Source organism: Arthrobacter sp. 05T47, from assembly GCF_056395825.1.
Genome location: NZ_JBFTKG010000001.1, coordinates 394,652 through 419,234 on the forward strand (window position 1 = coordinate 394,652; position 24,583 = coordinate 419,234).

The 24,583-nt window shown below is 64.6% G+C and carries 25 protein-coding genes; 13 read left to right on the plus strand and 12 right to left on the minus strand.

Going from position 1 to position 24,583, the window contains the following annotated elements:
- Nucleotides 1–303: 303 nt before the first annotated feature.
- Entirely contained in the window at nucleotides 304–1,965 is a 1,662-nt protein-coding gene (locus AC1DEY_RS01795; RefSeq protein WP_476866510.1) for a PucR family transcriptional regulator, read from the minus strand.
- Between the two features lie 127 nt (nucleotides 1,966–2,092).
- Between AC1DEY_RS01795 and AC1DEY_RS01800 the strand changes: the two genes are divergently transcribed.
- Both AC1DEY_RS01800 and AC1DEY_RS01805 read left to right on the plus strand, forming a co-directional pair.
- Nucleotides 2,093–3,580 carry a CoA-acylating methylmalonate-semialdehyde dehydrogenase gene (locus tag AC1DEY_RS01800; protein WP_476866511.1) on the plus strand — a complete coding sequence of 496 codons (1,488 nt, stop codon included), beginning with the start codon at nucleotides 2,093–2,095 and terminating at the stop codon, nucleotides 3,578–3,580.
- Nucleotides 3,581–3,606: 26 nt separating this feature from the next.
- Complete coding sequence (locus AC1DEY_RS01805) at nucleotides 3,607–4,980, plus strand: aminotransferase class III-fold pyridoxal phosphate-dependent enzyme (RefSeq protein WP_476866512.1); 1,374 nt, start codon at nucleotides 3,607–3,609, stop codon at nucleotides 4,978–4,980.
- Between the two features lie 271 nt (nucleotides 4,981–5,251).
- Here the strand turns inward: AC1DEY_RS01805 and AC1DEY_RS01810 are convergent, their stop codons facing one another.
- Entirely contained in the window at nucleotides 5,252–6,016 is a 765-nt protein-coding gene (locus AC1DEY_RS01810) for a TetR/AcrR family transcriptional regulator (RefSeq protein ID WP_476866513.1), read from the minus strand.
- Nucleotides 6,017–6,064: 48 nt separating this feature from the next.
- Here AC1DEY_RS01810 and AC1DEY_RS01815 point away from each other — a divergent pair, with 48 nt between their 5' ends.
- From AC1DEY_RS01815 to AC1DEY_RS01825, 3 genes are all read left to right on the plus strand, one after another.
- Complete coding sequence (locus AC1DEY_RS01815; protein WP_476866514.1) at nucleotides 6,065–7,615, plus strand: APC family permease; 1,551 nt, start codon at nucleotides 6,065–6,067, stop codon at nucleotides 7,613–7,615.
- A complete protein-coding gene (locus AC1DEY_RS01820; RefSeq protein WP_476866515.1) occupies nucleotides 7,616–8,527 on the plus strand; it encodes a carbon-nitrogen hydrolase family protein in 912 nt (303 codons plus the stop codon).
- Between the two features lie 199 nt (nucleotides 8,528–8,726).
- Complete coding sequence (locus AC1DEY_RS01825; protein ID WP_476866516.1) at nucleotides 8,727–10,364, plus strand: amidohydrolase; 1,638 nt, start codon at nucleotides 8,727–8,729, stop codon at nucleotides 10,362–10,364.
- A 7-nt stretch (nucleotides 10,365–10,371) separates the two neighbouring features.
- On the opposite strand, the gene AC1DEY_RS01830 is transcribed toward AC1DEY_RS01825, so the two are convergent.
- Nucleotides 10,372–10,551: a hypothetical protein gene (locus AC1DEY_RS01830; protein WP_476866517.1), complete on the minus strand. Its 180-nt coding sequence runs from the start codon at nucleotides 10,549–10,551 to the stop codon at nucleotides 10,372–10,374.
- A gap of 166 nt (nucleotides 10,552–10,717) precedes the next feature.
- On the opposite strand from AC1DEY_RS01830, the gene AC1DEY_RS01835 reads away from it, so the two are divergent.
- The 6 genes from AC1DEY_RS01835 (at nucleotide 10,718) to AC1DEY_RS01860 (ending at nucleotide 15,522) form a co-directional block, all read left to right on the plus strand.
- Entirely contained in the window at nucleotides 10,718–11,275 is a 558-nt protein-coding gene (locus tag AC1DEY_RS01835; RefSeq protein WP_476866518.1) for a putative immunity protein, read from the plus strand.
- 933 nt (nucleotides 11,276–12,208) lie between these two features.
- Nucleotides 12,209–13,126 (plus strand): helix-turn-helix transcriptional regulator, encoded by a 918-nt coding sequence (locus tag AC1DEY_RS01840; RefSeq protein WP_476866519.1) that lies wholly within the window; start codon nucleotides 12,209–12,211, stop codon nucleotides 13,124–13,126.
- 1 nt (nucleotide 13,127) lies between these two features.
- Nucleotides 13,128–13,589 (plus strand): (R)-mandelonitrile lyase, encoded by a 462-nt coding sequence (locus AC1DEY_RS01845; RefSeq protein ID WP_476866520.1) that lies wholly within the window; start codon nucleotides 13,128–13,130, stop codon nucleotides 13,587–13,589.
- Nucleotides 13,586–14,416: an oxidoreductase gene (locus AC1DEY_RS01850; RefSeq protein WP_476866521.1), complete on the plus strand. Its 831-nt coding sequence runs from the start codon at nucleotides 13,586–13,588 to the stop codon at nucleotides 14,414–14,416. The genes AC1DEY_RS01845 and AC1DEY_RS01850 overlap by 4 nt, the downstream gene beginning before the upstream one ends.
- A gap of 17 nt (nucleotides 14,417–14,433) precedes the next feature.
- Nucleotides 14,434–14,748: a carboxymuconolactone decarboxylase family protein gene (locus tag AC1DEY_RS01855; protein WP_476866522.1), complete on the plus strand. Its 315-nt coding sequence runs from the start codon at nucleotides 14,434–14,436 to the stop codon at nucleotides 14,746–14,748.
- 45 nt (nucleotides 14,749–14,793) lie between these two features.
- On the plus strand, nucleotides 14,794–15,522 hold the full coding sequence (locus AC1DEY_RS01860; RefSeq protein ID WP_476866523.1) for an SDR family oxidoreductase: 729 nt from the start codon (nucleotides 14,794–14,796) through the stop codon (nucleotides 15,520–15,522).
- 230 nt (nucleotides 15,523–15,752) lie between these two features.
- Here AC1DEY_RS01860 and AC1DEY_RS01865 read toward each other — a convergent pair whose 3' ends face one another.
- Entirely contained in the window at nucleotides 15,753–16,337 is a 585-nt protein-coding gene (locus tag AC1DEY_RS01865; RefSeq protein ID WP_476866524.1) for a TetR/AcrR family transcriptional regulator, read from the minus strand.
- 116 nt (nucleotides 16,338–16,453) lie between these two features.
- On the opposite strand from AC1DEY_RS01865, the gene AC1DEY_RS01870 reads away from it, so the two are divergent.
- Nucleotides 16,454–16,864 carry a hypothetical protein gene (locus tag AC1DEY_RS01870; protein WP_476866525.1) on the plus strand — a complete coding sequence of 137 codons (411 nt, stop codon included), beginning with the start codon at nucleotides 16,454–16,456 and terminating at the stop codon, nucleotides 16,862–16,864.
- A 77-nt stretch (nucleotides 16,865–16,941) separates the two neighbouring features.
- Here AC1DEY_RS01870 and AC1DEY_RS01875 read toward each other — a convergent pair whose 3' ends face one another.
- Both AC1DEY_RS01875 and AC1DEY_RS01880 read right to left on the minus strand, forming a co-directional pair.
- Complete coding sequence (locus AC1DEY_RS01875; protein ID WP_476866526.1) at nucleotides 16,942–17,328, minus strand: hypothetical protein; 387 nt, start codon at nucleotides 17,326–17,328, stop codon at nucleotides 16,942–16,944.
- Nucleotides 17,329–17,508: 180 nt separating this feature from the next.
- Nucleotides 17,509–17,889, minus strand: a complete 381-nt coding sequence (locus AC1DEY_RS01880; protein WP_441408806.1) for a DUF7793 family protein — start codon at nucleotides 17,887–17,889, stop codon at nucleotides 17,509–17,511.
- Between the two features lie 164 nt (nucleotides 17,890–18,053).
- Between AC1DEY_RS01880 and AC1DEY_RS01885 the strand changes: the two genes are divergently transcribed.
- On the plus strand, nucleotides 18,054–18,356 hold the full coding sequence (locus tag AC1DEY_RS01885) for a DUF4193 domain-containing protein (protein WP_476866527.1): 303 nt from the start codon (nucleotides 18,054–18,056) through the stop codon (nucleotides 18,354–18,356).
- Nucleotides 18,357–18,491: 135 nt separating this feature from the next.
- Here the strand turns inward: AC1DEY_RS01885 and AC1DEY_RS01890 are convergent, their stop codons facing one another.
- From AC1DEY_RS01890 to AC1DEY_RS01915, 6 genes are read right to left on the minus strand one after another with little or no spacing between them, the layout of a single operon-like run.
- Nucleotides 18,492–18,761: a hypothetical protein gene (locus AC1DEY_RS01890; RefSeq protein WP_476866528.1), complete on the minus strand. Its 270-nt coding sequence runs from the start codon at nucleotides 18,759–18,761 to the stop codon at nucleotides 18,492–18,494.
- Nucleotides 18,762–18,776: 15 nt separating this feature from the next.
- Nucleotides 18,777–19,853, minus strand: a complete 1,077-nt coding sequence (locus AC1DEY_RS01895) for a LacI family DNA-binding transcriptional regulator (RefSeq protein ID WP_476866529.1) — start codon at nucleotides 19,851–19,853, stop codon at nucleotides 18,777–18,779.
- A gap of 38 nt (nucleotides 19,854–19,891) precedes the next feature.
- The gene (locus tag AC1DEY_RS01900; RefSeq protein ID WP_476866530.1) at nucleotides 19,892–20,797 is read right to left on the minus strand and encodes a carbohydrate ABC transporter permease; all 906 of its coding nucleotides are present in this window, start codon (nucleotides 20,795–20,797) and stop codon (nucleotides 19,892–19,894) included.
- Entirely contained in the window at nucleotides 20,794–21,675 is an 882-nt protein-coding gene (locus tag AC1DEY_RS01905) for a carbohydrate ABC transporter permease (RefSeq protein WP_441408801.1), read from the minus strand. Before AC1DEY_RS01905 ends, AC1DEY_RS01900 begins: the two co-directional genes overlap by 4 nt.
- A gap of 43 nt (nucleotides 21,676–21,718) precedes the next feature.
- The gene (locus AC1DEY_RS01910) at nucleotides 21,719–23,050 is read right to left on the minus strand and encodes an ABC transporter substrate-binding protein (protein WP_476866531.1); all 1,332 of its coding nucleotides are present in this window, start codon (nucleotides 23,048–23,050) and stop codon (nucleotides 21,719–21,721) included.
- A gap of 38 nt (nucleotides 23,051–23,088) precedes the next feature.
- Entirely contained in the window at nucleotides 23,089–24,525 is a 1,437-nt protein-coding gene (locus AC1DEY_RS01915) for a glycoside hydrolase (RefSeq protein ID WP_476866532.1), read from the minus strand.
- Between the last annotated feature and the right edge of the window lie 58 nt (nucleotides 24,526–24,583).

Sequence of the window (24,583 nt, forward strand, 5' to 3'; positions counted from 1 at the left end):
CTGTGTCACGTTGATGCATGGATCTCAAGGTAGCGGCGGAACTCATCATTCCTGAGCGCGAGCTCGGCTGCCGAATTTCCTAGGAGCCAGACACCGGCCAGCAACCCTCTGCTCCGAAGGTTCGGGCGATGGGAGATACATCAACTGTCACCGGGAATTCGCTGCCCAAACGCCGATAAAAGCACAGGTGTCGTGCCCTACTCACAGCTCGCTGACGCCGGTATTTTCTTCAGGGCATGTTGCTCGGCCGTCCTCAAGGCGTACCGCAGCGTGTCCCAGTTGCCTGGGACGGAGATTCGGCTGCTAGAGGCCCCGCAGGCGGTGCAGCAAGAGTGCGACGTGTAGGGACGTCCTGGATTCAGCGTCGTCGAGATCCACTGCAAGCACTTCTTCCAGTTTGGCCAGCCTCGCGTAGAGCGTAGGACGGCTCAGATAGCCGCTACGGGCCATCGCCGTCTTGTTGCCCCCGGATTCCAAATACTTCCCGAGCAGTTCCAGCTGACCGCTCTGGCCCCGGGCTTCCGTCGTGAGGAGGGACGCCAGCTCCGATTCGACGAACTGCTGAACACGCGGGTCGTGACGAAGCAGGGCCAGGAGCCCCCGGAGCCGGACATCCGTGGCTCGGTAGAACAATTTTCCGCCGTCGCGCAGGGTAGCCGCCGTCTCGGCGACGTGGGCCGCTTCGTCGATGCCCGCGGCGGCCTCGAGGAGAGAACTGGCGGGGCGCCCGACGCCGATGGTCCAGCGCGACGCCGCCCCGGCCCCCGCGTCTCCGGAAGGACGCGCCTTCTCAGCAACAGCCAGGGCAAGGTGCTGAAGCACCGCGTCCTGGAGCTGGCGTGCCGGCACGCCGAGAATCATGCCGATCGAACCCGATCGGATGCTGCCCGTCAAGGCTGTGCCGGAGCTTGTCTTGAGCGTCCGGACCAAGAGCTCCAGCAGTTCCCGTTCCTCCCGCTGGCCGGCGAGCGGATCGCCGGCCAGAAGCGTTGCGCCGTGCGCGGCGGCCTGCTGAGCTGGGGTGGTCCGGAACACCACGGGCACGTAGAGCGGCGACCGCTTCAGCCCCAGGGATGCGGCGCGCGCCAGGGCTTCGGCGGCGCTCATTCCGCGGGGCTGACGCAAGGCGTTGAGTAGACCTGCCTGGGCCCGTTGGCTCACTTCCAGCCGGTCCCGATCCGCGAGGCGGTTAATGGCAAGGGTCTGTGCCGCGCGCTCCAGTACCATAGCGGCCGTCTCGTCGTCGTTGACCGGCACCGGCACAATCAGCCGGCCCCACAGATTTCGGCGCACACCCACCGGGGTCTGAAGCCATTGCTCCGGCCCGGTCCGCGCCGTCGAAGCCGGCGATGGAGTTGTTCGGGACCTGCGCTCCCAGTCTTCCAAGAGTTCGGCCGTGTCCAGCTGCCGGGCGGAGTGGCTGAGGACCAGGTGAGAGAGGTCCTCCAGGACAACCGGGGCGTCGATCATCATCGCCGCCTGCTCCACAACCTGCTGGCTCCCCGCGCTTTCCAGGCTCAGGATCGTGAAAGCCTCATGGACATCCCTGGCGCGCTCCACGCGTTCGAGCTGCTCCGCCACGATCATTCGGTGGGCGACCTCCGTGATCTCCACGAACCGCACCCGCCGCTCAAGGACAATCACCGGAAGCGAGGTCTCCTTGGCCGCAGCACGCAGGGCGGCCAAGCTGTGTTCCCTGTTTCCGACAAGTTCGACGATCAACGCGGCGGCTGCGGCTTCCTCCAAGGATCTGATGAACGACCCCGTGAGGCCGGGTTCCTTTTCCAGCTCAAGACCGGTGGTGAGCACCAGCTCGCCCCCGGCCAGCAAGCCGGAAACATCGAGGATCTCACTGACGTGGACCCAGCGCACAGGCGCGCCCAAACCGGCTGAACCACCCAGGACGCTGGCGCCCGCAGCACGAATAACGGGGAGGTCGAGGATGGTTCGCACTGTTGGCAGCATTTACAGAGTGTAATCCAGCTGGCCCTTTTCTTTACATACCGCCCCTTATGGTGCTGCGCAGCCGCGGACAGACTAGACGCACAGCACGCCGCAAACGGCGCGGCACAACGGCACAGAGGAGAAATCCATGAACACCATCGAACACTGGATCAACGGCACCTACGTCCCCGCCGGGGACCGCACGGCCCCCGTCACGAACCCCGCCACGGGAAAAGTGACAGGCCAGGTTGCCCTGGCCAGCGTGGCTGAAAGCAACGACGCTGTCGCCGCGGCCAAAGCCGCCTTCCCGGCTTGGCGGGACACCTCTTTAGCCCGTCGGACCCAGGTCCTCTTCGCCTTTCGCGAACTGCTCAATGCCCGCAAAGGCGAGCTCGCGGCCATCATCACATCCGAGCATGGCAAGGTCCTGGATGACGCCCTCGGGGAAGTGACCCGGGGCCAGGAGGTCGTGGAGTTCGCCTGCGGCATCCCGCACCTGCTCAAGGGCAGCTATACGGCCAACGCCTCCACCAACGTGGACGTTCATTCCGTCCGTCAGGCTCTCGGACCGGTCGCCATCATCAGCCCGTTCAACTTCCCGGCCATGGTGCCCATGTGGTTCTTCCCCCTGGCCATTGCCGCCGGAAACACCGTCGTTATCAAGCCCAGCGAAAAAGACCCCACGGCCATCAACTGGATGGCCGAACTCTGGAAGGAAGCCGGGCTGCCCGACGGTGTCTTCAATGTCCTGCACGGCGACAAGGTGGCCGTCGACGCCCTGCTGACCCACCCGGACATCAAGGCTGTCTCCTTCGTGGGCTCCACGCCGATCGCCAAGTACGTCTATGAGACCGCCACCGCCAACGGCAAGCGCGTCCAGGCCCTCGGAGGCGCCAAGAACCACATGATCGTGCTGCCCGACGCCGATCTCGACCTCGCCGCGGACGCCGCCATCAATGCCGGCTTCGGCTCCGCAGGTGAACGTTGCATGGCCATCTCCGCGCTCCTCGCCGTTGGCGACATCGCGGACGAACTAGTCGGCAAGATCGCCGAACGAGCAGCCTCACTCCGCACCGGCGACGGACTGCGCCGCTGCGACATGGGCCCGCTCGTGACGGCCCAGCACCGGGACAAAGTAGCCGGCTACATCGACGCCGGCGAGTCGGCCGGCGCCACGCTCGTCGTCGACGGCCGCAACATTGCCGCCGACGCCGAGGGCGAGGGCTTCTTTGTTGGTCCCACGCTCTTCGACAACGTCACCACCGACATGTCCATCTACACCGACGAGATCTTCGGCCCGGTCCTCTCCGTGGTCCGCGTGGACAGCTACGACCATGCCCTCGAGACGATCAAATCCAACCCATACGGCAACGGCACCGCGATCTTCACCAACGACGGCGGCGCCGCCCGCCGCTTCGAAAACGAGGTCGAGGTCGGCATGGTGGGCATCAACGTCCCTGTCCCGGTCCCGATGGCCTACTACTCCTTCGGCGGCTGGAAGAACTCGCTCTTCGGCGACACGCACGCCCACGGCACCGAAGGGGTCGGATTCTTCACACGGGGCAAGGTCGTGACTGCCCGCTGGCTCGATCCCAGCCACGGCGGCATCAACCTCGGCTTCCCGCAGAACGCCTAATTGCCTCTTCAACGTAAGGACAAATCATGACTTCCATTGTTGAATCCGAACCGTTGTTCGGACAGACCCAACTCGATAACGCACGCCGAGCCTATGAGCTGGACCGCCGCCACGTCTTCCATTCATGGTCCGCCCAAGACCTCATCGACCCTATGGTCATTTCCGCGGCCGAAGGCTCATATGTCTGGGACGGGGACGGCAACAAGTACCTGGACTTCTCCTCGCAGCTGGTTAACACCAATATCGGCCACCAGCACCCCGCCGTCGTGGCCGCCATCGCCGCGCAGGCGACCAAGCTGTGTACGATCGCGCCGAGTTACGTCAACGACGCCCGCTCCGAAGCCGCACGCCTGATTGCCGGCCGCACCCCCAGCGAACTGGACAAGATCTTTTTCACCAACGGCGGGGCCGACGCCAACGAGCACGCCGTACGCATGGCCCGGCTCCACACGGGCCGCCACAAGGTCCTCTCGGCCTACCGCTCGTACCATGGCGGTACCCAGCTCGCCGTGAACCTCACCGGGGATCCGCGCCGCTGGGCAAGCGACACCGCCAGCGCCGGCACCGTGCACTTCTTCCCGCCGTACCTCTACCGCACCGCCTTTCACTCCACGACCCAGGAGGAGGAAAGCCAGCGTGCGCTGGAACATCTGGAACAGTTAATCAGCTTCGAGGGCCCGGCCACCATCGCCGCACTCATCGTGGAAAGCGTGCCGGGCACAGCCGGGATCTACATGCCACCTCCCGGATACATGCAGGGCGTCCGGGAGCTCTGCACACGGCACGGCATCGTCTTCATCGCCGACGAAGTAATGTCCGGTTTCGGCCGCACCGGGGCATGGTTCGCCGTCGAGCACTTCGATGTCGCCCCGGACCTGCTGACCTTCGCCAAGGGCGTGAACTCCGGCTACGTTCCGATGGGCGGCGTAGCCATCAGCCCGAAGATCGCCGCCACATTCGGCAAGCGAGTCTACCCCGGCGGCCTGACCTACTCTGGCCATCCGCTGGCGGCGGCAGCAGCCGTGGCCACCATCAACGCGATGGAGAACGAACAGATCGTCCAACACGCGGAACACCTCGGGGAGACTGTCATCGGCCCGGCCCTCCGCGGATTCGCCGAAAACCACGTCTCGGTCGGGGAAGTCCGCGGTACGGGCGTCTTTTGGGCGATCGAACTCGTCAAGGACCGCCAGACCCGCGAACCTCTGGCACCGTACGGCGGATCAAGCCCGGAAATGAACCAGCTCGTGGCGGCCTGCAAATCCCGCGGCCTGCTCCCGTTCGCGAGCTCCAACCGCATCCATGTGGTGCCTCCATGCAACACCAGCGTCGAAGACACCCAGACAGGCCTGGCCATCCTCGACACCGTGCTGGACATAGCGGACGGCTTCGCCCCCTGATGAATCGCGACACGCAGGCAGGACATGAGCTCGCACGTGAAGCGCCCACGGGTGACACCGCCTTTGCATTCGGAGATTGATGTCAACTCCGATGGGCTTCCAGATGAAACTGTCTGGCGCAGCTTCGCTGATGACTTCGGGCCGGACAATTCACTGAGCGACGCCTCCGAAGAATGCCGACCCGATCACCCGGCATTGGCATTGGATGCATCCTTGGCCGGGGCGGTGGATGCCCGGAAGCACGCGGCCGCGACTGGAACGGGCCTTGGTCTCATCCACCTGCGCTCGGACGATGTTCGACAGCTTGTGCTGGCGGACGATCCAGCCGCGTTTGGCCGGGACGGGAGAAGGCGAGACTTCGAATGTGATCGAGGAGCGTGTCGCGGCCGAGGCCCAGAAGGGCCGAGGCGAGACTGGCGACCAGGTCAAGCACGTCCTCGCTGCTGGCGGTGCCGGCGAGAACGTCCATGACCAGGCCGTCTTCCTGGGCCACCAGGGTCCGCGCAATCTTCGCCGGTTCAAGGACGGGAAAAAACTCACCGGCCCGCACTCCATCGGCAATGATCCGTTCGTAGATCCGTTGCTGAGTGCGGGTCTGTTCCGTTTGGATCCGCCGGTGCTCCCCGTCCCTGAGCGAATGAGTCCAGTATTCGTAAAGAATCCGGAAAGCATCGTCTTCCAGCCCCGCCGTCGTGCCGGCGCTGACGACGGCGGCGAGCCTGGCGGTCGGACTCAAGCCGGGGTCCGCCGCCTCCGACAGCCGCGCGAGAAATCTGGCGGAAGCCGCCTGGACGGCTGCTGCCGTGATTTCGGCCAGGCTTCCGTAGTAATACAGCACGGCGTTGGGAGCCATGCCTGCCTCCGCCGCAATCGCGCGCAGCGTCGCCGCTTCCGCGCCGTCACGTGCGGCGACGGCCTGTGCTGCGGACGCGATCTCCCGGCGTCGCCATTCCCTCTTGCTGATGTCTGCCATTTGCCACTCCCCCTTTGGCCCGATGCCTATTGACAACGAGTCTAGACCCGTATTGAATGGCATTCAAATTTGAATGTGATTCAAATAACTTTGATTCGATGAGGAGTCTCCGTGTCACATCCCCTTCCACCCCCCACCGTTCCACCCCCCGCCCTTCCGGCTGCCGCTGCAAGCAAGGGACTAAAGGCCGGATCGATCGGCATCGGCCCGACAGTGGCATTGGGTCTGGCCGCTGTGGCCCCGGCGTACAGCCTGGCAGTGACGCTGGGCTTCGTTGTCCTGGCGGTCGGGTCGAGCACACCGGCGGCGTTCCTTCTAGGGTTCGTGCCTATCCTGTTCACGGCCTTCGCCTTCCGGGATCTCAATCGGCAAATGCCTGACTGCGGCGGGGTTTTCGTGTGGATCTCGCGGGTCTTCGGACCGTGGGCGGGCTGGTTTTTCGGTGGCTGGGTCCCCCAGGTTGCCACTTTCATCGCCGGCGCGGCCCTGGCTCAGGTTGCCACGACCTATCTGCTGACCTTCCTGGGACTGGGCTGGGCAGCCTCCCAACCGGTCATCGTCGCCGCCATCGCGTGCGGGCTGATCGCACTGAGCGGCGTCGTGGCGGCCAGGGGGATTGAACTCTCGGCGTGGCTTCAATACGCGCTGATTGCCTTGCAGCTGATTGCCCTGGGCGGTTTCTGCATCGGGGCCTTTGTCGCCATAGCCGCCGGCACCTCGGCGGAGGGTGCGGAGCAGCCAGGGCTGGACTGGTTCAATCCATTTGCTTCCGGCGATCTCTCCGGCCTGGTCCACGGCGTCATCCTGTGCCTGTTCATCTACTGGGGCTGGGACGCGCTGATAGCGGTCAATGAGGAAACGACCGACCGCAAGGGAACACCAGGGCGGGCCGTGGTCATCACCACCGTGATCCTTCTGTTCTTCTACGTCGTGACCGCGACGGCCGCCGTTGGATATGCAGGGACGGCCGGCATCACAGATCCCGCGACCGTCTCGGACGTCCTGTCCGTGCTCGGCCCCCAGGCCACCGGCGGCCTCTTCGGGCAGGTCATCATCCTCGCCGTCGGCATCTCGGCATTGGCGGCGCTGATGACCGTCGCGATTAGCAATCCCCGGTCCTGGCTCAGCATGGGAACGTACGGCGCGCTGCCCGCGGCGACCACGAAGATGCATCCCTCCAGGGGGACACCGACGACGTCAATCATCTGGTGGGCGCTCCTGAGCATTGCCGTGACAGTGGTTCTGACAGCGATCAGCGCCGACTTCATCGGCCTGGCCATACTTTCAGTCGGCCTGATGATCGCCGCCTACTATGCCGCGACGGCGCTGGCCTGTGTCGTGTATTTCGCTCCGCAGATGCGCACCTCCGCCTCCGCCCTCGTCCTGAAGGGCATCCTCCCGGGCCTGGGCGCCCTCCTGATGACGGGAGCGTTTGCGTACAGCGCCGTCGATATGTTGTCCCCCGAATACGCCGGGCTCTCCTGGCTCGGCATCGGAACCGTGTTCTGGATCGGAATCGGCGCGCTCGCCCTGGGCGTTCTGGTCATTGCCATCATCCGCCCCAGACTCCGGCCCTACTTCACCGGGCAAACAATTCCCCGGGGAACTTTTTCCACCCGCAACGAACTGCAATCCATCCTGAGCAGCGAAACCGAGGCATAAATGCGCGTCCTATCCATTGCAGCAATCCAGACGAAACCCGTTCCTTACGACGTCGAAGCAACGTGGGAACGCTTCGCTGCCCAGGCCGAAACCGCCAAAGAGCTCGGTCCTGAGGTCGACATCATCGTCGCACCCGAACTTCTGCTCGCGGCACCTGGGGAATTCCTGATCCCGGACCCAGAGGGCGAAACCCGCTCCGCCGGCCCCATCCCCAGCGCGCTCACCGACCGGATCGCGGACCTGGCCCGCCGTCTGGGGGTCTGGCTCGTGCCCGGATCCCTGCTGGAAACCGACGGCGGAAACACCTACAACACGGCAATCGCCGTCTCCCCCGATGGCGAGATCGTGGCCCGGTACCGGAAGCTCTTTCCCTGGCGCCCGTTCGAAACAACGACGCCGGGCGACTCGTTCGTGACCTTCGACATCCCCGACAGGGGACGCGTAGGCCTAGCCATCTGCTTCGATGGAAGCTTTCCCGAGGTCGCCAGGCAACTGGCATGGCTCGGCGCCGAAGTCATCATCCAGCCCACCCTCACCACCACCCGGGACAGGGAAATGGAAATCGTGATGTCCCGGGCCAACGCCTTCGCCAACCAGGTCTACGTCGTCAACATCAACGGCGCCGACCCGTCAGCAGTCGGAGAAAGCGTCATCGTGGACCCGGAAGGCACCATCATGCAGCACGCCAGAGGAGGCGAGGAAATCCTCTACGGAGTCCTCGACCTCGACCGGGTCACACAGGTCCGCCGCTACGGAACCCACGGCATCAACCGGCCCTGGGCACAACTCCACGACCAGCAAGGAATCCTGCGCTACCCGATGTACGGCGGCGCACACTTCCAACCCCCGGCGTGGAGCACCCCGGCCCCGGACGATTCACGCGTGAACCAGCTCAGCGCCTCAACGGCCTGACCGCTTCCTTCCACGGCCGCGCGCCCCACCACAACGAGTGCGCACCTCCGGCCCCGGAGGTGCGCACTCGTTGCCAGAAACGACCATGGACAGCACGATCTCATCCGCACCCGCCTGCTGGCGGCCGCTGTGAAGCGGTGCGGCCCTTGCCGCCGACACTCTAGGCCCATACCCAACATTCAAGATCACGGGAAGTCTGATGCCCAATAACCTCAAATCCGCGGACACAGTCATCTTCAATGCAAACGTGCATACCCTTGACGCACAACAACCGTCTGTCAGCACAATTGTCATCGCGAACGGCAGGATCCTCGCAGCTGGCGGCCAACACCTTCTTCGCGAACACCGGGGTCCACGCACCCACGTGCACGATGCGAACGGCCAGACAATCACGCCCGGGCTCATTGACGGGCACATTCATCCCATCCAGGGTTCGGAAATCACGGTCGGTGTCGATTTCGGCCCGGTGTCAACGTTCGACGGCTTCCTCGCCGCCCTGCGCACCGAAGCAGCCAGAGTGCTTTCGGAGAACTCAACGGAGTGGGTCAGGGGATGGAACCTTGACTACGGCGTCTTTGAAGGACGGCGAATAGCCGCTGACCTGATTGAGGAGGCGGTCTACGGCCTGCCGGCGTACATTCTCCTGTTTGATCTTCATACGGCACTGGCGAGCAAAGAGGCCCTGAGATTGAGTGGCATCACAGGTGGGCGTCGGTTTTGCGATACTTCAGAGATTGTTGTTGACGAAGCCGGCAACCCAACCGGGGAGTTGCGGGAATCCACTGCCTTCGAATTGGTTGGAGCCACCGCGCCGGCTCTGTCTGCAGCGCAGGCCGTTGAGAGGGCACGGCAGCTGATTTCTTGCCTGTCGAGAACCGGCATTACCTCAGGCACGATCATGGATGGGGACCTTGCTTCGCTCGATTTCATCGACAAGATCGATAGCACCGGATCGGGTTTGCCCGTCAGGCTGGTTTCCGCACTCGAGCACAGGCCTGGCCTGACCGCTGAAGAGGCACGGTCTTACCTCTTGTCGAAGGACCGACAGGGGCGCCGCTGGCGCGGTGGGCTCGTCAAACTCATCCTTGATGGCGTTATCGATACGGGAACCGGCTGGCTTTATGAACCGGATATGTTGGGCGGCGGTCTGAAATCATTTTGGCCAGATCCGGCTGACTATGCTGCAACCGTCAAACAATATGGCGACGCAGGATTTCAAATCGCGACGCACGCTATCGGTGATCGAGCCATCGGTGCTGCGATCGACGCATACGTCTCGGCCGGCGTGCGGTCCCGGCGGGGAGCTCCGCACCGGATCGAGCACCTGGAATGCCTGGCAGACAGGGACCTGGCACGTCTTTCCACGGCAGGAATCACCGCGTCGATGCAGCCCCTGCACATGCAGTGGCGAAAGGCGGACGGATCCGATTCTTGGTCCAGCCGCCTGGGAGCAGAGCGATCGAAACGGGCCTGGAGGATCCGTGACGTCATCGATGCGGGCGCTCCGGTTGCGCTGGGCTCGGATTGGCCGGTGGCTCAGTACGACGCGCGCATCGGCATGGCATGGGCACGCCTGCGCCGCATCCCAGGCCGGACCGATGCGCCTGTCTTCGAACCTTCACAAAGGCTGACGGCGCTCGAAGCGCTCAAGGGCTTCTCGGTCTGGGCCGCAGCGGCTCAAGGAGACCATGACCAGGGAACCATCCGGCCCGGGAGCAGGGCAGATCTCGCGATATGGGCCGACGATCCCCTTCGGGTTTCCGCCGACGACCTCCTTGACCTCCCGATCGAATCGACTTGGCTGGATGGAGAAACTGTCTTCAGCCGCCAGGAGTAGGTCCACGTCACCGCCCTAAGGTGCCGCCTTCGGGGCCACCGACGGTGCGCCCCCCCATGACGATCGCCTGAATGCGCTCAGCGCTTGTCTTGTCCGGCTCGTCAAGTGACGCGATTTTGTCGGGAACCGACTGTAAGGCCTCGGCGGCGCTTTGCTGTCCCTTTAGCTCCTTGGCCCGCTGCTTCATCGCGCCTCGCCCCCCAGCGGTGAACCTGGACCTCGACTCTGCCATGCGCCCATTCTTGAAGGCGAGGGTGAGCCCGGCGCTCCGTAGCTGCCGTTTCTCAGGGCTGCGTGTCGCGCTTGGCGTCGCTTAAGGGGAACGGTCTGCAAGCCCTGTGTACGCTACCGATATGGCTTCTCCGCAGACGCTAAGCGAGGCCGAGCGCCGCGTCGTCGCGTCTTGGGCCGCGGACTGCGCCGAGCGTGTCGTGGCCCTATTTGAGGCAGAGGCGCCGGCAGATGGCCGCCCCCGCGACGCCATCGCCAGGGCCCGGGCCTTCGCTCGCGGTGAGCTCAGTGCCGCCGAAGAGATCCGCCGGCGGTTTATTGCCGGCCGTGCCGCACGCGAGGTGAACAGCCCTGCTGCGGTGGCTGCCGCCCGGTCCGCCACGCAAGCCGCAGCCGTCGCCCACATGGGCGCACACGCCTTGGGGGCAGCCGCGTATGCCGCGAAAGCGGCCGGACTGGCGGCGCCCGATCGGCCCCAGAGGGTCGACGACGAGGTCAACTGGCAACTGGAGCACATGAGCGCCGAAGCCCGGTCAGCGCTTCGGCGCTTGCCACCGCTGGGGGGAAATTCCGCCGGTCCGCTGGGGCCAGGACTTCTCGCTACCGGAGTCCTCGCGTCGATCATCCGCGCGATCCAGGCCGACTTGGCCCGCCCCGACCGGCCTGCCACCTCCAGCTGAACCCCACGGCTGTGCGCACAACCAAATCGTCGCCAAGGCCCAGGTCCGGCGGCTCCCGGTCATTGCTGACCACAAGTTGGTCGGCATCATCAGCCACGCAACGCCCTCACGCAGCCGCTCACGCCGTGGAGCACTGCCGACAACGCATACAAGTGGGTGATGCATGAACTACCGCCCGAAACCCAGGTCGCGTCGCAGATGAAGCTTTCTCGACAATACTGTGCGACATGCATGGGCATACCTTGAAGAAGGAGGCATCATCGTCCCGCCGGCGAGGCAGCAGAACCGTCGTATATTGATCCGGCATCAGGGTTGGGGTGTCAGCGGTTCTCAGCGTGGCCTGGTCCGTGTTTGCACCGAAATCGGGCGCTCGGGACAACAGGTGTGGCCCACGCTGGAGCGGCGGCCAACGGCACTTGACCTACGCAACGGGAGCTACGCTGACGCCGCTTCGCCCCCGAATAGAACCTTGGAATTGGAACATGAAAGTGTCGCCATGGCGCAAACGAACCCTCTTGGCCTGCTCTGGAAGGCCGGCCGGGACGCTCAGTGCGGTGCAGTCGGTGCTTATGGTCGTGTTCCTTGTATGGTCCTAAAAAGTTTGCCTCCCGTACTCCCTGACGCATGTGAGTAAGGAGTGTAGGAACGTGGTGAGGCGGTCCAGCAGCGCATCGAGATCCTTTCGTACTTGTTCCGGAACCCTGGCGGGCCGACAACTGGCCGGTGGGGCGCCTAGGGGTGTGAATCGCAGAGTTACCTGACGTGTTTTTCGCTGCACTAATTGGCCTGCCCGGTCTCCGCGGCTGGAGGATCTTGTGCGGTCCCGCCGCGTCAGGTTCTGCTTCAATCCATCGGGCATTACGCGAGGTAGCCGGTTATCCACTAACTGGTGGTTCCTGTTTCTTCCCGTGGGTGTGCTCTTAGAGTGGGGGCATGGGTAATCGGAAAGAAGCGGGCGAGTTCCTTCGCACCCGGCGGGCGCGCCTGACTCCGGAACAGCTGGGCATCATCAGCGGCGGTCGCCGCCGGGTGCCGGGCCTGCGACGGGAGGAAGTCGCGATGCTTGCGGGCACGAGCAGCGAATACTATGCGCGGATGGAACGAGGCGACCTCGCCGGCGTTTCGGCCGAGGTACTTGATGCTGTTGGCCGGGTTCTGCGTTTGGACGAGGCCGAGACGCAGTATCTGCACGAGCTCGCCCGGTCGGCTGCTCCGGCAACCGCCCGCCGCGCGGCATCCGCCCGCCGCGCGGCGCCAAACGGTGTGAGGCCCTCGCTGCAGGCGTTCCTGGATGCCATGACCGGGGCGCCTGCGTGGGTATTGAACGCGCAACGGGACATCCTGGCTACGAACACACTCGGCCGGGCATTGATGGCACCGCTGCTGGATGACCCGGCGAACGGCAGCAACAACGCGCGGTTCATCTTCCTGAGCCCGGCATCGCGCACCTTCTACCCGGACTGGGAAAGCGCGGCCGACAGCACCGTAGCCTCCCTGCGCACCGCTGCGGGCCGGAACCCGCACGACAAGGGCCTCACGGATTTGATTGGTGAGCTCGTCACGCGCAGCGACACCTTTCGAATCCGCTGGTCCGCCCACAATGTCCGCCTGCACCGTACCGGGGTGAAACGGATCGTGCACCCCGACATTGGTGAACTCGACTTCGTTTACGAAGGGGTCGAAATCCCCGATCACCCCGGCTGGATGATTTTCGCCTACACCGCCCCGTCCGGCTCACCAACCGAGGAACGGCTCCGCCTCCTGGGCAGCCTCGCCGCCAGCAGCGGCGCCCAGGCCCCGGCGCCGGCGCCGGCGTCGGCGTCGGCGTCGGCGTCGACCCGCGAACGCTGACATGGAGATAGAACCTCGGGCCGCGACCACGAAAGGGCCCTCGGATCGCTTCACCGGCGACGTATGGGTCGACCCGGTCGCCAAACCACGACCGGATCCTTCGCGCCTGACGGCAGCAATCGTGCGGTTCGCGCCCGGTGCGCGGACCGCCTGGCATGTGCACGCGCGCGGACAGACGCTGCGCGTCACCGACGGCGTCGCGATCGTGCAGACACGTGGCGGAGAAACGGTCGCCGTGCATCCCGGCCAGACCGTCTACACACCGCCGGGCGAGTGGCACTGGCACGGCGCAACCGTCGATAACTTCATGTCCCACCTTGCCCTCTCCGAACTGCTCCCCGAGAAGGACGGCGCGAGCGTCACCTGGGGTGAACACGTCACGGACGAAGAATACCGGCGCGCGCAGACGCTCGCGCTCCAGCACGATGACGAAACGATCGATCAGGAAGAAGAAGCCCTATGACCACTTGGCTCATTACCGGATGCTCCACCGGCCTCGGCCGCGCCCTCGCGACCGCGGTGCTCGAGCACGGCGACAACGCCGTCGTCACCGCCCGCGACACCGCGAAAGTACAGGACATCGCCGATCGCTACCCGGACACCGCCGTCGCCCTCGCGCTCGACGTCACCGACGACGCGCAGGTCACCGCAGCCGTCGCGGCAGCAGAACAGCGGTTCGGCGCCGTCGACGTTCTCGTCAACAACGCCGGCTACGGCTACCGTGCCGCCGTTGAAGAGGGCGAGGACGATGCCGTGCACCAACTGTTCGACACGCACGTGTTCGGCACTGTCCGCACCATCAAGGCCGTGCTGCCCGGAATGCGCGCCCGTCGCTCCGGCACGATCATCAACCTCTCCTCCATCGGCGCCCGCATCTGCCCGGAAGGCTCCGGCTACTACTCCGCCGTGAAGGCCGCGATCGAAGCGCTCACCCTGTCGCTCCGCAAAGAGATCGCACCCCTGGGCATCCGCGCGATCGCCGTCGAGCCGGGCGCGTTCCGCACCGACTTCGCCGGCCGCTCCCTCACCCAGGCCACCGAACCGATCGCCGACTACGCCGACACCGCCGGGAAGCGCCGCAAGGAACACGACACCATGCACGGCACCCAGAACGGCGACCCCGCGAAGGCCGCGGCCGCGCTCATCAAGGTCGTCGAATCAGAAGACACCCCCTTCCTGTTGCTGCTCGGAAACGACGCCTCGAACGGATTCCGTGCCGCGCTCGAGGCGCTGCGCGCCGACGCCGACAATTGGGAACCGGTCAGCCGCAGCACCGACTTCGACGCCTGAACCGAAAGGAGAACACCATGACCGAGCAGAGCCCCGCCCAGCGGTCCATCGGCGACTTCGCCCCGAAACTCGTCGACCTCACCGACGACGTGCTCTTCGGCGACGTCTGGGAACGACCCGAACTCTCCAAACGCGACCGCAGCCTCATCACCGTCACGAGCCTGATCACCTCCTCAAGCTTCGAACAACTCCCCAACCACCTCCGCCTGGCCAAACAGAACGGCCTCACCGAGGACGAATTGAAGGAAGCGATCATCCACCTCGCGTTCTACGCCGGCTGGCCCCGCGCGATGTCCGCCATCCAGGTCGCCAAGAAGGTCTTCGCCGACTAGACCACCCAGCCGGCACCCCTCGAACCACTCAGAACAGGAAACACCATGACCACCACCGCCTCCGGCCGCACCGCCGTCATCACCGGAGCCTCCTCCGGCATCGGCGAAGCCACCGCCCGAGCCCTCCATAAAGCCGGATACCGTGTCGCGCTGCTGGCCCGCCGCGCCGACCGCTTGTCAGCACTGGCAACCGAACTCGGTGCCGGCGCGATCGCGATCGAAGCCGACGTCACCGACCGCGACGCCCTCCAGGCTGCGGCCCGGCGCGTGCAGGACGAATTCGGCGGCGCCGACATCCTCATCAACAACGCCGGCATCATGCTCCTTGGCCCGTTCTCAGCCGAACAGAGCGAGGACTACCGCCGCATGATCGAAGTCAACCTGCTCGGCGCGATCACCACCACCGAGGTATTCCTCGACCAACTCAAGGACGGCGACGGCGACATCATCAACATCTCCTCCGTCGCCGGACGCACAGCCCGCGCAGGGAACGGCGTCTACGCCGCCACCAAATGGGGCATCAACGGCTGGTCCGAATCCCTTCGACAGGAACTCCTACCGGATGTGCGCGTCACCCTCATCGAACCCGGCGTGGTCGCGACCGAACTACCCACCCACATCACCCACGAGCAGACCAACGCCGCGGTCACCGACGCCTACAGCCACGCAACCGTCACCGCTCACGACATCGCCGAAATCATCGCCTTCGCCCTCGACCGTCCCCGCCACCTCGCCATCAACGAAATCCTGGTCCGCCCCGCCAACCAACCCTGACCACGTCGCATGCCCCGCGACTTGACGAGGTCGGCCGTGGACGCGGCGTGCGAGGCGACGTCGACCTGGCCGGAGATGAGCGCGTTGGCGCGGGCCTGCGGATCGGTGATGATGCTGTAGACGATCTTGCTGCACGTGTACTTCGAGGCGTCCGTGGACTTGTCGTTCTGGTCGAAGACGTACTTGCTCCCCTTGACGGTCGAGCCGGCCTCGATGGTATGCGGGCACGCTCAGCTCAGCGGCCCCGCCGGCGAGGTCCTGATCAGCTCCATGAACCCCTCGAGGTGCGCCGCCATGTCGATCGACTCGTCGTAGAGCCAGGCGAGCTGCACGCCTTCGATCAGGGAGGTGATCTGGCGGGCGAGGAGGTCTGGGTCCAGTCCTGGCTTGAGGCGGCCCGCGCCGAGCTCGCGCTCGAGTTCTTCGCGGATGGACCCGACGAAGTCCCGGTCCCGCCGTTGGATAAAAGCGTGGGCCGGATGGTCGGTGCCCACCGCCTCGGCCCGGAGAGTCGCGTCGAGCTGGATGACCCCACGGATCTTCGCATTGTGCCTCATCACCTCAGGCACGGTATCAAGGAGCCCGCGGTTCTCGATCAGCGCCCCGCGCCAAGGGCCCTCGATCTCCTCCCGGCGCACGAGCACGGCCTCGAGGAGGGCGTCCTTCGAACCGAAGTGATGAAGGATCGCGGTATGGCTCGTCCCGATGGCCTCGGCGATCTGGCGCACGGAAAGCTGCTGGAAGCCCTTCTCCGCGAACACCGTGAACGCGTAGCCGACACAGCCACATCCGATTGGGACGCCGCCGGAGACCACACCGGCAGTTGATCCGTGCTGCGGCCCGAGCCATTCTGTTGAGGAACGACACCGCTCGCTAGACTTAAGTTGCGCGCCGCAGAAGACGCAGAGTTCGTCTCGGGAAAGGCATGATCATGACCGATAGCAGCGACTTCGAAGACACCGCGAATGAGGCAGGCCCGGAAAAGAAGCCAGAGGAACCAGACCTGCGGGGCCGCTATGTCGAAGGCGATTTTGGCAAGGCCGGTGTGCAGCGCGGCCGCCATGCTGACGACGAGGAAGGCCAGTATGTCGAAGGCGACTACGGCTTGGCAGGCAGCGAAGGCGGTCTGCCCGAACCGCTGGGAGGCAAAGCCAGGGAATCGGGGCGCTACGTGGAGGCGGACTACGGCGATGCCGGAACGGCGCCGGGCCGCACCGCAGAATCCGAAATCGGCCGGTACTCAGAGGGTGACTACGGCGCGAGCGGAACCGTGGATCCCGTCCGCAAACCGGGTGCTGGCGCCGGGCCCGGTACTGACAGCCAGACTGACAAGCAGGAATAATTCAGCACGTGCAGGGCTGCCGGTAGTGCACATAGTGCACGACTGCAGGACGCACGCGCGGTTGCCGCATCCGTTCGCTAGGCTCCGTCTGCGGCCAGGCCGCCGAGCCCGCCGCGTACTCCCCGGTCCGGGCGGCCATAGTGCACACGCAGTGTCGGACGCTGGTGCACGATGGGTCGGTGCACGGAATGGAGCCCGGGCGTCCCGCCACCAGCTTCCTCCCGGAGGGCGATCAGGTGCTCCACCAGGGCAATTTCCGGCCGATCAGGATGGGCTTGCAGACACTGCCACAGCTGTTCCCTGGCAGCGGCGTGCCCCGGCGTGGAATCGGACAGCACTGCGGCGATGATCTCGGCCGCCTGCAGCCGCAGCCGCGCGTCGCCGTCGCCCTGATTGCTCACCGACGGGCTAATCGGTGCGTATTCCCGTGAGGTTTCCGGACGGGACGACAAATCCATGGACATTTGGCTATTCCTTTGTTCCCGTTCCGGCCGAGCCTGGAACCGGCGATGGCACCCCAAGGCCCTGCAGATGATCTTCGGGAAATGGAGCGGAAGACCGTGAAGCAACTTTACATCGGGAAAGACCGGTCTGTCTCTGGTCGATTCCAAATTGTTCCGAACATCGCCAGCTGCGGCCGAGTACTACTCGCGGCTCTTAGCGACGTCTTCCAACCATGCGATTGCGGCGTTCCGGGACGTAAAGAACTCGTGCGGATATTGCGTCTCCCGGCTCGTGGCCGAGGCGATGACCCTGTCCACGGTGCTGGATCCGAGGACGGCGATGGCCACCACACCCGTACTCTGTGCGAATTGGTATCTGGCCGCCGCGCTGAATACGACGTCGGTCATCTCTGAGATCATCGGCATCGGCGTGCCGCCACTGATGCGCTCCACGGCAAGCATGGCGTCCCGGGCGTCATCGACGTCGACAAAGGAACCGGGACGCCAGACGCTCTCCAGTATCCCTGCGCTGACGCTGACGGTGTTCTTCCCGTCTGCGGCGTCGATTCGTCCCGGCATCATGCCGTTGATCCTAGGCCTGAACAGCCACGGGCCCCCGCACCGGCGCATGGCGTGTCCCCCGGCGCAATATAGGCGGTTTTTCCGCCCGAAGACTGTGGAATAGCTGCGCGGTGCTGTACGTTGCACTGAGCCCAGTCACCAGACGAGAAATGAGATCAACCCACGTGGCAACCGACTACGATGAAGTCCGCTCCGACGTCAAGGAATCCCAGGAGAATTCCCTGGAAGCGCTGCAGTCCGCAAACGCTCCTGACGCCCGCAGCGTTGTCCAGGAACTCGACGAAGCCGACGGCCTGGACGGCGCCGGGGTCCCGGGCGGCGAGTTCATCGCCGAAGAACTGATCGTCCAGGTCATCCCGCAGGCCGGTGACGAGTTCACCTGCTACTCGTGCTTCCTGGTCCGGCACCGCTCCCAGATCGCCCGGCAGGTCGGTACCCACGCCTACTGCAGGGACTGCGAGGGCTGAACCAGTCCCCCAGGCAGAACTTATCCGCGTCCGGGCGCTTCGATGGCGCCGGCGAGCATGGATTGCAGCCGGGCGCCTGCGCGTTCGCGGCGATACGTTAGTTGAACCGTGTATGCCAAGTGAGATTCCCCGTAGTCAGTTCTTCCTGCCAGGCTCCGGCGCGGCTTCCTTCACAGTGGCCAGCGCCGTCCGGATCTCCGCCTCCCGCGCCTGCAGTCCGAGGTCCGCAAGATTCTGCAGTCCGTAGGCCAGCCATATCTGCGCGAACTCCTTGCTCTTCGCGGACAGCTTCCGGCGGCGCGAGAGCCGGAGCCCGCGCTTGACGCGTTGCTTGGCTGTGGGCCCCCAATTACCCCAGGCCGCTTCTAGCATTGCGCCGAGAATGTCAATGACGAAATCCAGCATGGGTTCTCCCCCGGGCTAAGCCGGGGCCAGCGCCCGTACCGAGGTTCGTTCCACGGTGGGGCAGTAGATTTTTGCGGCGGTTTCCGGTGGTTCTTCCAGGCCCAGCAGGATCCGCACCCCGGCTGCACCCAGCTCGTAGTGCGGGAGGGACACCGTGGACAGCGGGGGCCGGAGGTGGGCTGCAATGACTTCCTGGTTGTCGAACCCCACCACCGCGATGTCCTCCGGGATGGACAGGCCGTGCTCGCGCAGCCCGTCATACAGTCCCATCGCCATCCGGTCGTTGTAGCAGTACACGGCCGTGATGTCCCGTTTGAGGAGTTCCCCGGTGGCCCCGTACCCCCCTTCCTGGTCTGGATAGGCTTCCAGGACCAGGCTCTCGTCGAACCCGATGCCGGCAGCTTCAAGAGCTTCCCGGTAGCCCTGAAGGCGTCCGTCTTTTGCCGGCGCGGGGATGGTCGCGTTTATGAAGGCAATGCGGCGGTGACCATGCTTGAGCAGGACTTCCGTCGCTGAACGGCCGCCCTGTACCTCATCGGGGACGACGGCCCGTGTGCCCGGTTCGGTCGAGAAGCAGTTGACCAGGACGAAGTCCGCCTCGCGGAGGGTGGCGGGTATGTCCGTGGCGCGGTGGAACCAGGTCGAGTAGAGGATTCCGCGCACTTTGTACTCAAGCATCATGGAAATCGCATCGGTCTCGAGCTCGCTGTTGCCTTCGGTGTTGGCGATCAGGAGGGCGTAGCCATGTTTCCAGGCCTCATCCTGGGCGCCGTGAATGATCTGGCCGGCGAAGGGCGTTGTTGCGATGGCGTCGGCGACAAGGCCGATGAAACGGGAGCTGCCGCTGACCAGGGTTTGGGCCATGGCGTTGGGCCGGTAGCCAAGGTCCCGGATCGCGTCCCGGACCCGGTTGCGCGTGGCGGCGGAGATGCGGGCGTCCTTTTTCTTGTTGACGATCAGCGAGACGGTGGCCGTGGAGACTCCGGCGGCTTCCGCCACCTGGCGCAGCGTGACGGGCTGGGCGCGCGTCGGCCGCTTCGGGGGTGCAGCCTCAACCGATGGCGCGCCCGAACTATTCTCCTGCGAAATCATTTGCCCTCCGTCAGGAGTATAACCGGCTGTTGCTGCTGTCATCCCTTCGTCGCCCCGCTTTCCAGTCCCTGGATCATGGCCTTGTTGAGCACCAGGAAAACCAGCAGCAGCGGGGTGATGGTGACGCAGACGGCGGCGAACGTGGCGGTCCAGTCGGTCTTGCCCATGGCTCCGATGTAGTTCTGCAGGCCAAGCGGGATGGTCTTGAGTCCCTCGGAGAGGACGAACGTGTTGGCGAAGATGAAGTCGTTCCAGATGAAGATGCTGTTGACCAGCACAACAGTCACGACAGTGTTGACCGACAGGGGCAGGGTGATGAGCCCGAAGATTCGATAAGGCCCGGCCCCGTCAAGGGATGCGGCCTCGTACGTTTCCCGGGGGATGTATTCAAAGAACGAGGAGAACAGGTAGATCGACATCGGCAGGGCAAAGCCGGCGAGGGGAATGATCATTGAGGGGTAGGTGTCGAGCAGGTTTATGGCCGAGTAGTCGATGAACAGCGGCACCAGGGCGATCTGTACGGGCACGATGATGCCGATCAGGAACAGGCTGCGGACCACCTTGCTGAAGCGGAAGCCGAGGACCTGGAGCGCGTAGGCTGCCATCATTCCCAGCAGCACGATCAGGAGGTTGGCTCCCATGGTGACGATGAAGCTGTTGAGGATGTTCAGCCCGAGGTTGCCCGTTTCGAAGGCCCGGGCATAGTTTTCCCAGGTCAGGGACCTGGGCAGCGCAAACGGATCGCCGGTGGCGAAGTCCTGCTCGGTGCGCAGGCTGGTGATGAAAAGCCAGGCGAGCGGGTAGACCTGCACGATGACGATGAGGGCGATCAATACTTTGGACAGCGTGCCGTAGAGGCTGGGCTTCCGCCGCCTTCGCGGCGGAGGCTGGTTGTCCGGCGGGGTGGCAACGGCCATGGTGATCGGGGCTGCTTGTGCGGTCATGCGTCCGCCTTTCGTTTGAGCATGAAGAGAATGAGCCCGACGGCGGCCAGGCATTCGACGACGATGAACACGGAGATGGTGCTGGCGTAGCCGAAGTCAGTGCTGGTGAAAGCCGTCTTGTACATGTAGGTGGTCAGGAGTTCCGAGGACTGTCCGGGGCCGCCGTTGGTCATCAGGTAGGGGATGTCGAATCCGCGCAGCCCGTAGGTCGTAGCCATGATGGTGGTGGTGATCCAGACGGGCCGGATGTGCGGGAATCGGATCCTGGTGAACAGTTGCCACCGCGAAGCGCCGTCGAGGCGGGCGGCTTCCTCCAGTTCCAGGGGAACGGAGAGCAAGGCAGCGTAGAGGATGAGCATGTACAGGCCGGTGAACCGCCATCCTTCCGGCGCCGAAACGGCGGCCAGGACGGTGTTGATGTCCGAGAGCCAGGGGCGTTCGAGGGCGCCGAGGCCAATCCATTGCAGGATCTGGTTGAGCAGGCCCACCGGGTCGATCGAGTAGATACGGACGAAGAGGAACGCGATGGCCACCGTCGAGATCACTGCGGGCAGGAGGTAGAGGGTCTTGATGAGCTCCCGGCCCCGGCGCAACGAGGTCAGGAGGCTGGCAACCAGCAGGGCGCCGCCAAGCTGCAGGACCAGGCAGATGGCCAGGTAGCCGAGGGCGTTGAAGAAGGAGCGCCAGAAGATGTCGTCTCCGGTGAACATCCGCACGTAGTTTGCCAGTCCCACGAACTCCATGTCGCTGATCCCGTTCCATGAAAAGAAGCTCAGGACCAGGGACTGGAGGATGGGGAACAGCACTGCCGCGCCGTAGAGCAACAGTGGCGGGAGGAGGAACACCAGGACTGAGAGTCGTGACCTGTTGGGAAGCATGTTTGGCCCTTTCGGGTGGGGGCCGGAGCCCCCACCGCGGCGGTTATTTGAAGAATTTCGGGGCGTTTTGCGCGACGGCGTTGTCCATGGTGGTGGTGAACTGTTCGGGCGTGATGTTGCCCTGGACGAGGAGCACGAGTTCCTGCTGCAGCCTGCCGTTGGTGGTGGGATCGAGCTGGGTATCCCACGGCATGGCCTGCTTGTCCCCGAGGTCGTTCGCCTTCTCAAGGGCCTTCTTGTACAGCGGTGTCGCGTTGGCCGGCAGGAGGGTTTCCACGGTGGTCGTCGGTGAAAGCGCACCGGTGGCTGCGTATTCGGCTGGATACTTCGCCAGGGCGAACTTCAGGAAGTCGCTCACCAGCGGGTCGTAGGTCTTGGAGTTGACCGCCATGCCGATGCCGGACGGGGAGACGAATTCGTTGGCCGCCGTGACGGCTCCCTGAGTCGTCGGGAGGGTGAAGAAATCGGTGTCGTTGCGCACCGCCGGATTCAGCTTGTCCGTTGCCAGGCTGGGCAGTTCCCACGTGCCGATGTTGTACATGACGGCCTGGCCGGAGGTGAACTGGTTCTGGGCATCGGAGTATCCCTGGGAGGAAAAGCCGTCCTGGAAGCACTTGGCCTTGCCGAGTGCGGCCAGCCACTGAACGGTTTTCTGGCCTGCGGGGTCGGAGAACTTGGCTTCGCCCTTCTTGAGCTTTTGGATGAAGTCCGGGCCGGCTTCCCTGAACGGCTGGTAGGCGATGTACCGTTCGAGTGGCCACTGGTCCTGGCCGTCGATGGCGATGGGGGTGATGCCGGCGTGGCGCAGGGCGGTACACATGGCGGGGAGGTCATCGAGGGACGTCGGGACGGACACTCCGGCTTTCTGCAGCAGAGCCTTGTTGTACCAGATGAACTCCAGCTCGAACTGGAACGGGATCATGTACAGCGACCCGTCGTCGAACCGCTGGTAGTCAAGGGCGCCGGGCCGGTAGCTGTCGTAGACGTTCAGAGTCTTGAGCAGCTTCTCGGCGTCGACCATTTTTCCCTGTTTCGCCAGCTGTTGGGCGAACGGAGTGGCGTCGGTGTCGAAGAGCTCTGGAAGCTTGTTCGCCGCGGCGAGGGTCTCCAGTTTCTGGATATAGGAGGGCCTGTCCGGTGTGGTGATCAGGTTCAGCGAGAAGCCCGGGTGGTCCTTGGCGTAGTCGTCCGCGAGTTTCTTCATGATGTTAATGACGGCGCCGTCGGCCGGGCGGGAGAGCAACCATGAGATTTCCCGGGGCTTGATTTCCCCGGTGGGGCTCACGTTGGAGGGGTTGGTGGCCCCTCCGCCGCAAGCTGCCAGGGCCAGTGCGGTGGCGGCCGCCACGGCGGCAGTTCGGAACAGTTTTATCATTACGGCAATCTCCCTTGATTAGCTGAGGATGGGTTGAGTTAGGTGATGGTGCGCTGGCGTGTTTCGAATTCGGTGAGGGTGACGGCTCCTTCCCCGGCAAAGATCCCGATCCGGCCCTCGGACAGGTCATAGATCCTCGCGCTGAGGGACACGCGCCGGTCCAGGATGGCGACACAGAGGTCTCCGTCCACCACCACTTCCAGCGTGTGTTCGCCGGGTTCCAGGTCACAGGGGCGTTCCAGTTCAATGTCGAACGGAATGTCGCCCGAGACATGCCATTGGGCATCGCCGGTGATTTTTCGGGGCCACCGGTCAAACACCATGCGGCCGCGCTTGGGTTCCAGCCGGAGAACGTAGGACCGGTCGCCGTCGGCACTGGAGCGGAGCAGCAGGCCGCACTCTGTGGTGCCGGGTGCGATCTGCAGAACTGCCTTGGCGTAGAACTGCGGCGGCAGGTCCTCTTCGGACACGACGGCTGCGAATCCGTCCGGGACGGTAAGGGCCGCAGGAAGGTCCCGGTCGAAGGACACCGGGACCTCGTCCCAGAACGTGTCCACGAGTTCGTCGGCGAACGAGAACGCCAGGGTGCCATCGGGGTTCTGGCGTGCCTCCAGGACTGACATGGTGCCGGCCCACTGCCATGCGCCGTCGTCCCGGTTGTCCTCCTTGCTGGCGATCCAGCCGAAGAAGAAGCGGCGCCCGTCGCGTTCGGCGGTCTTGGAGGCGTAAAAGGCGCGTCCATCGATGCTGTCCAGATCCGGCACGGTCCAGGGACCGTTGGGGCCCGTTGCCATCCGGTAGCGGGTGGTGAATGACTCCGAGAACTCCGAGTAGACCATGTACCACCAGTCGCCCCAGGCGAAAACGTCCGGGCATTCATGGGTGATGTAGCGCCGGGGGTCCCAGAACGGCTGGGTGTGCTCCCAGGCCATCAGATCCGAGGACACACACTGGGCGATGACGCCCCGGCGGCGCTCTGGCCCTCTTGCGTGGCGGGCGGCCAGCAGCATCCGCCACTGCCCCGCCGCCTCGTCCCGGAAGACGAAGGGATCCCGCCAGTCGCCGGGCTCATAGCCGTCCGGCGCGCCGAATGTCAGTTCCGGGTGCTTGACCCAGGTCTTCATGCCGTCCGTGCTGGTGGCGTGCATGACGAGCTGCAGCGGCGCGCCGTCGGGGCCGAGGTTCCGGGGGTTTTGGCCGGTGTAGAACAGGTGGTGACTGCCGGACTCGTCGCGCACGATGCTTCCCGTGTAGGCATTGAAGTCCAGGTCATTCTCGCCTCCGTGGTGCAGCGCGACGCCGTGGTCTTCGAACTGGGTGAGGTCCTTGGTGGTGACGAGGTTCCAGGAAGTCCCGGGTTTGGGTTCGGTGCGGACCTCATGCAGGTAGAAGAGCCAGAACTCCCCGTCCTTCTCGAAGGGGATGAGGTCTCCAACCCAGCCGTCGGTCGGTTGGAAGAATACTGAGCGTTTCATCGGCACTGATGTCCCATCTGCTTAAGCGTTTGACCAACGTAAAGATAACGTGCCACTT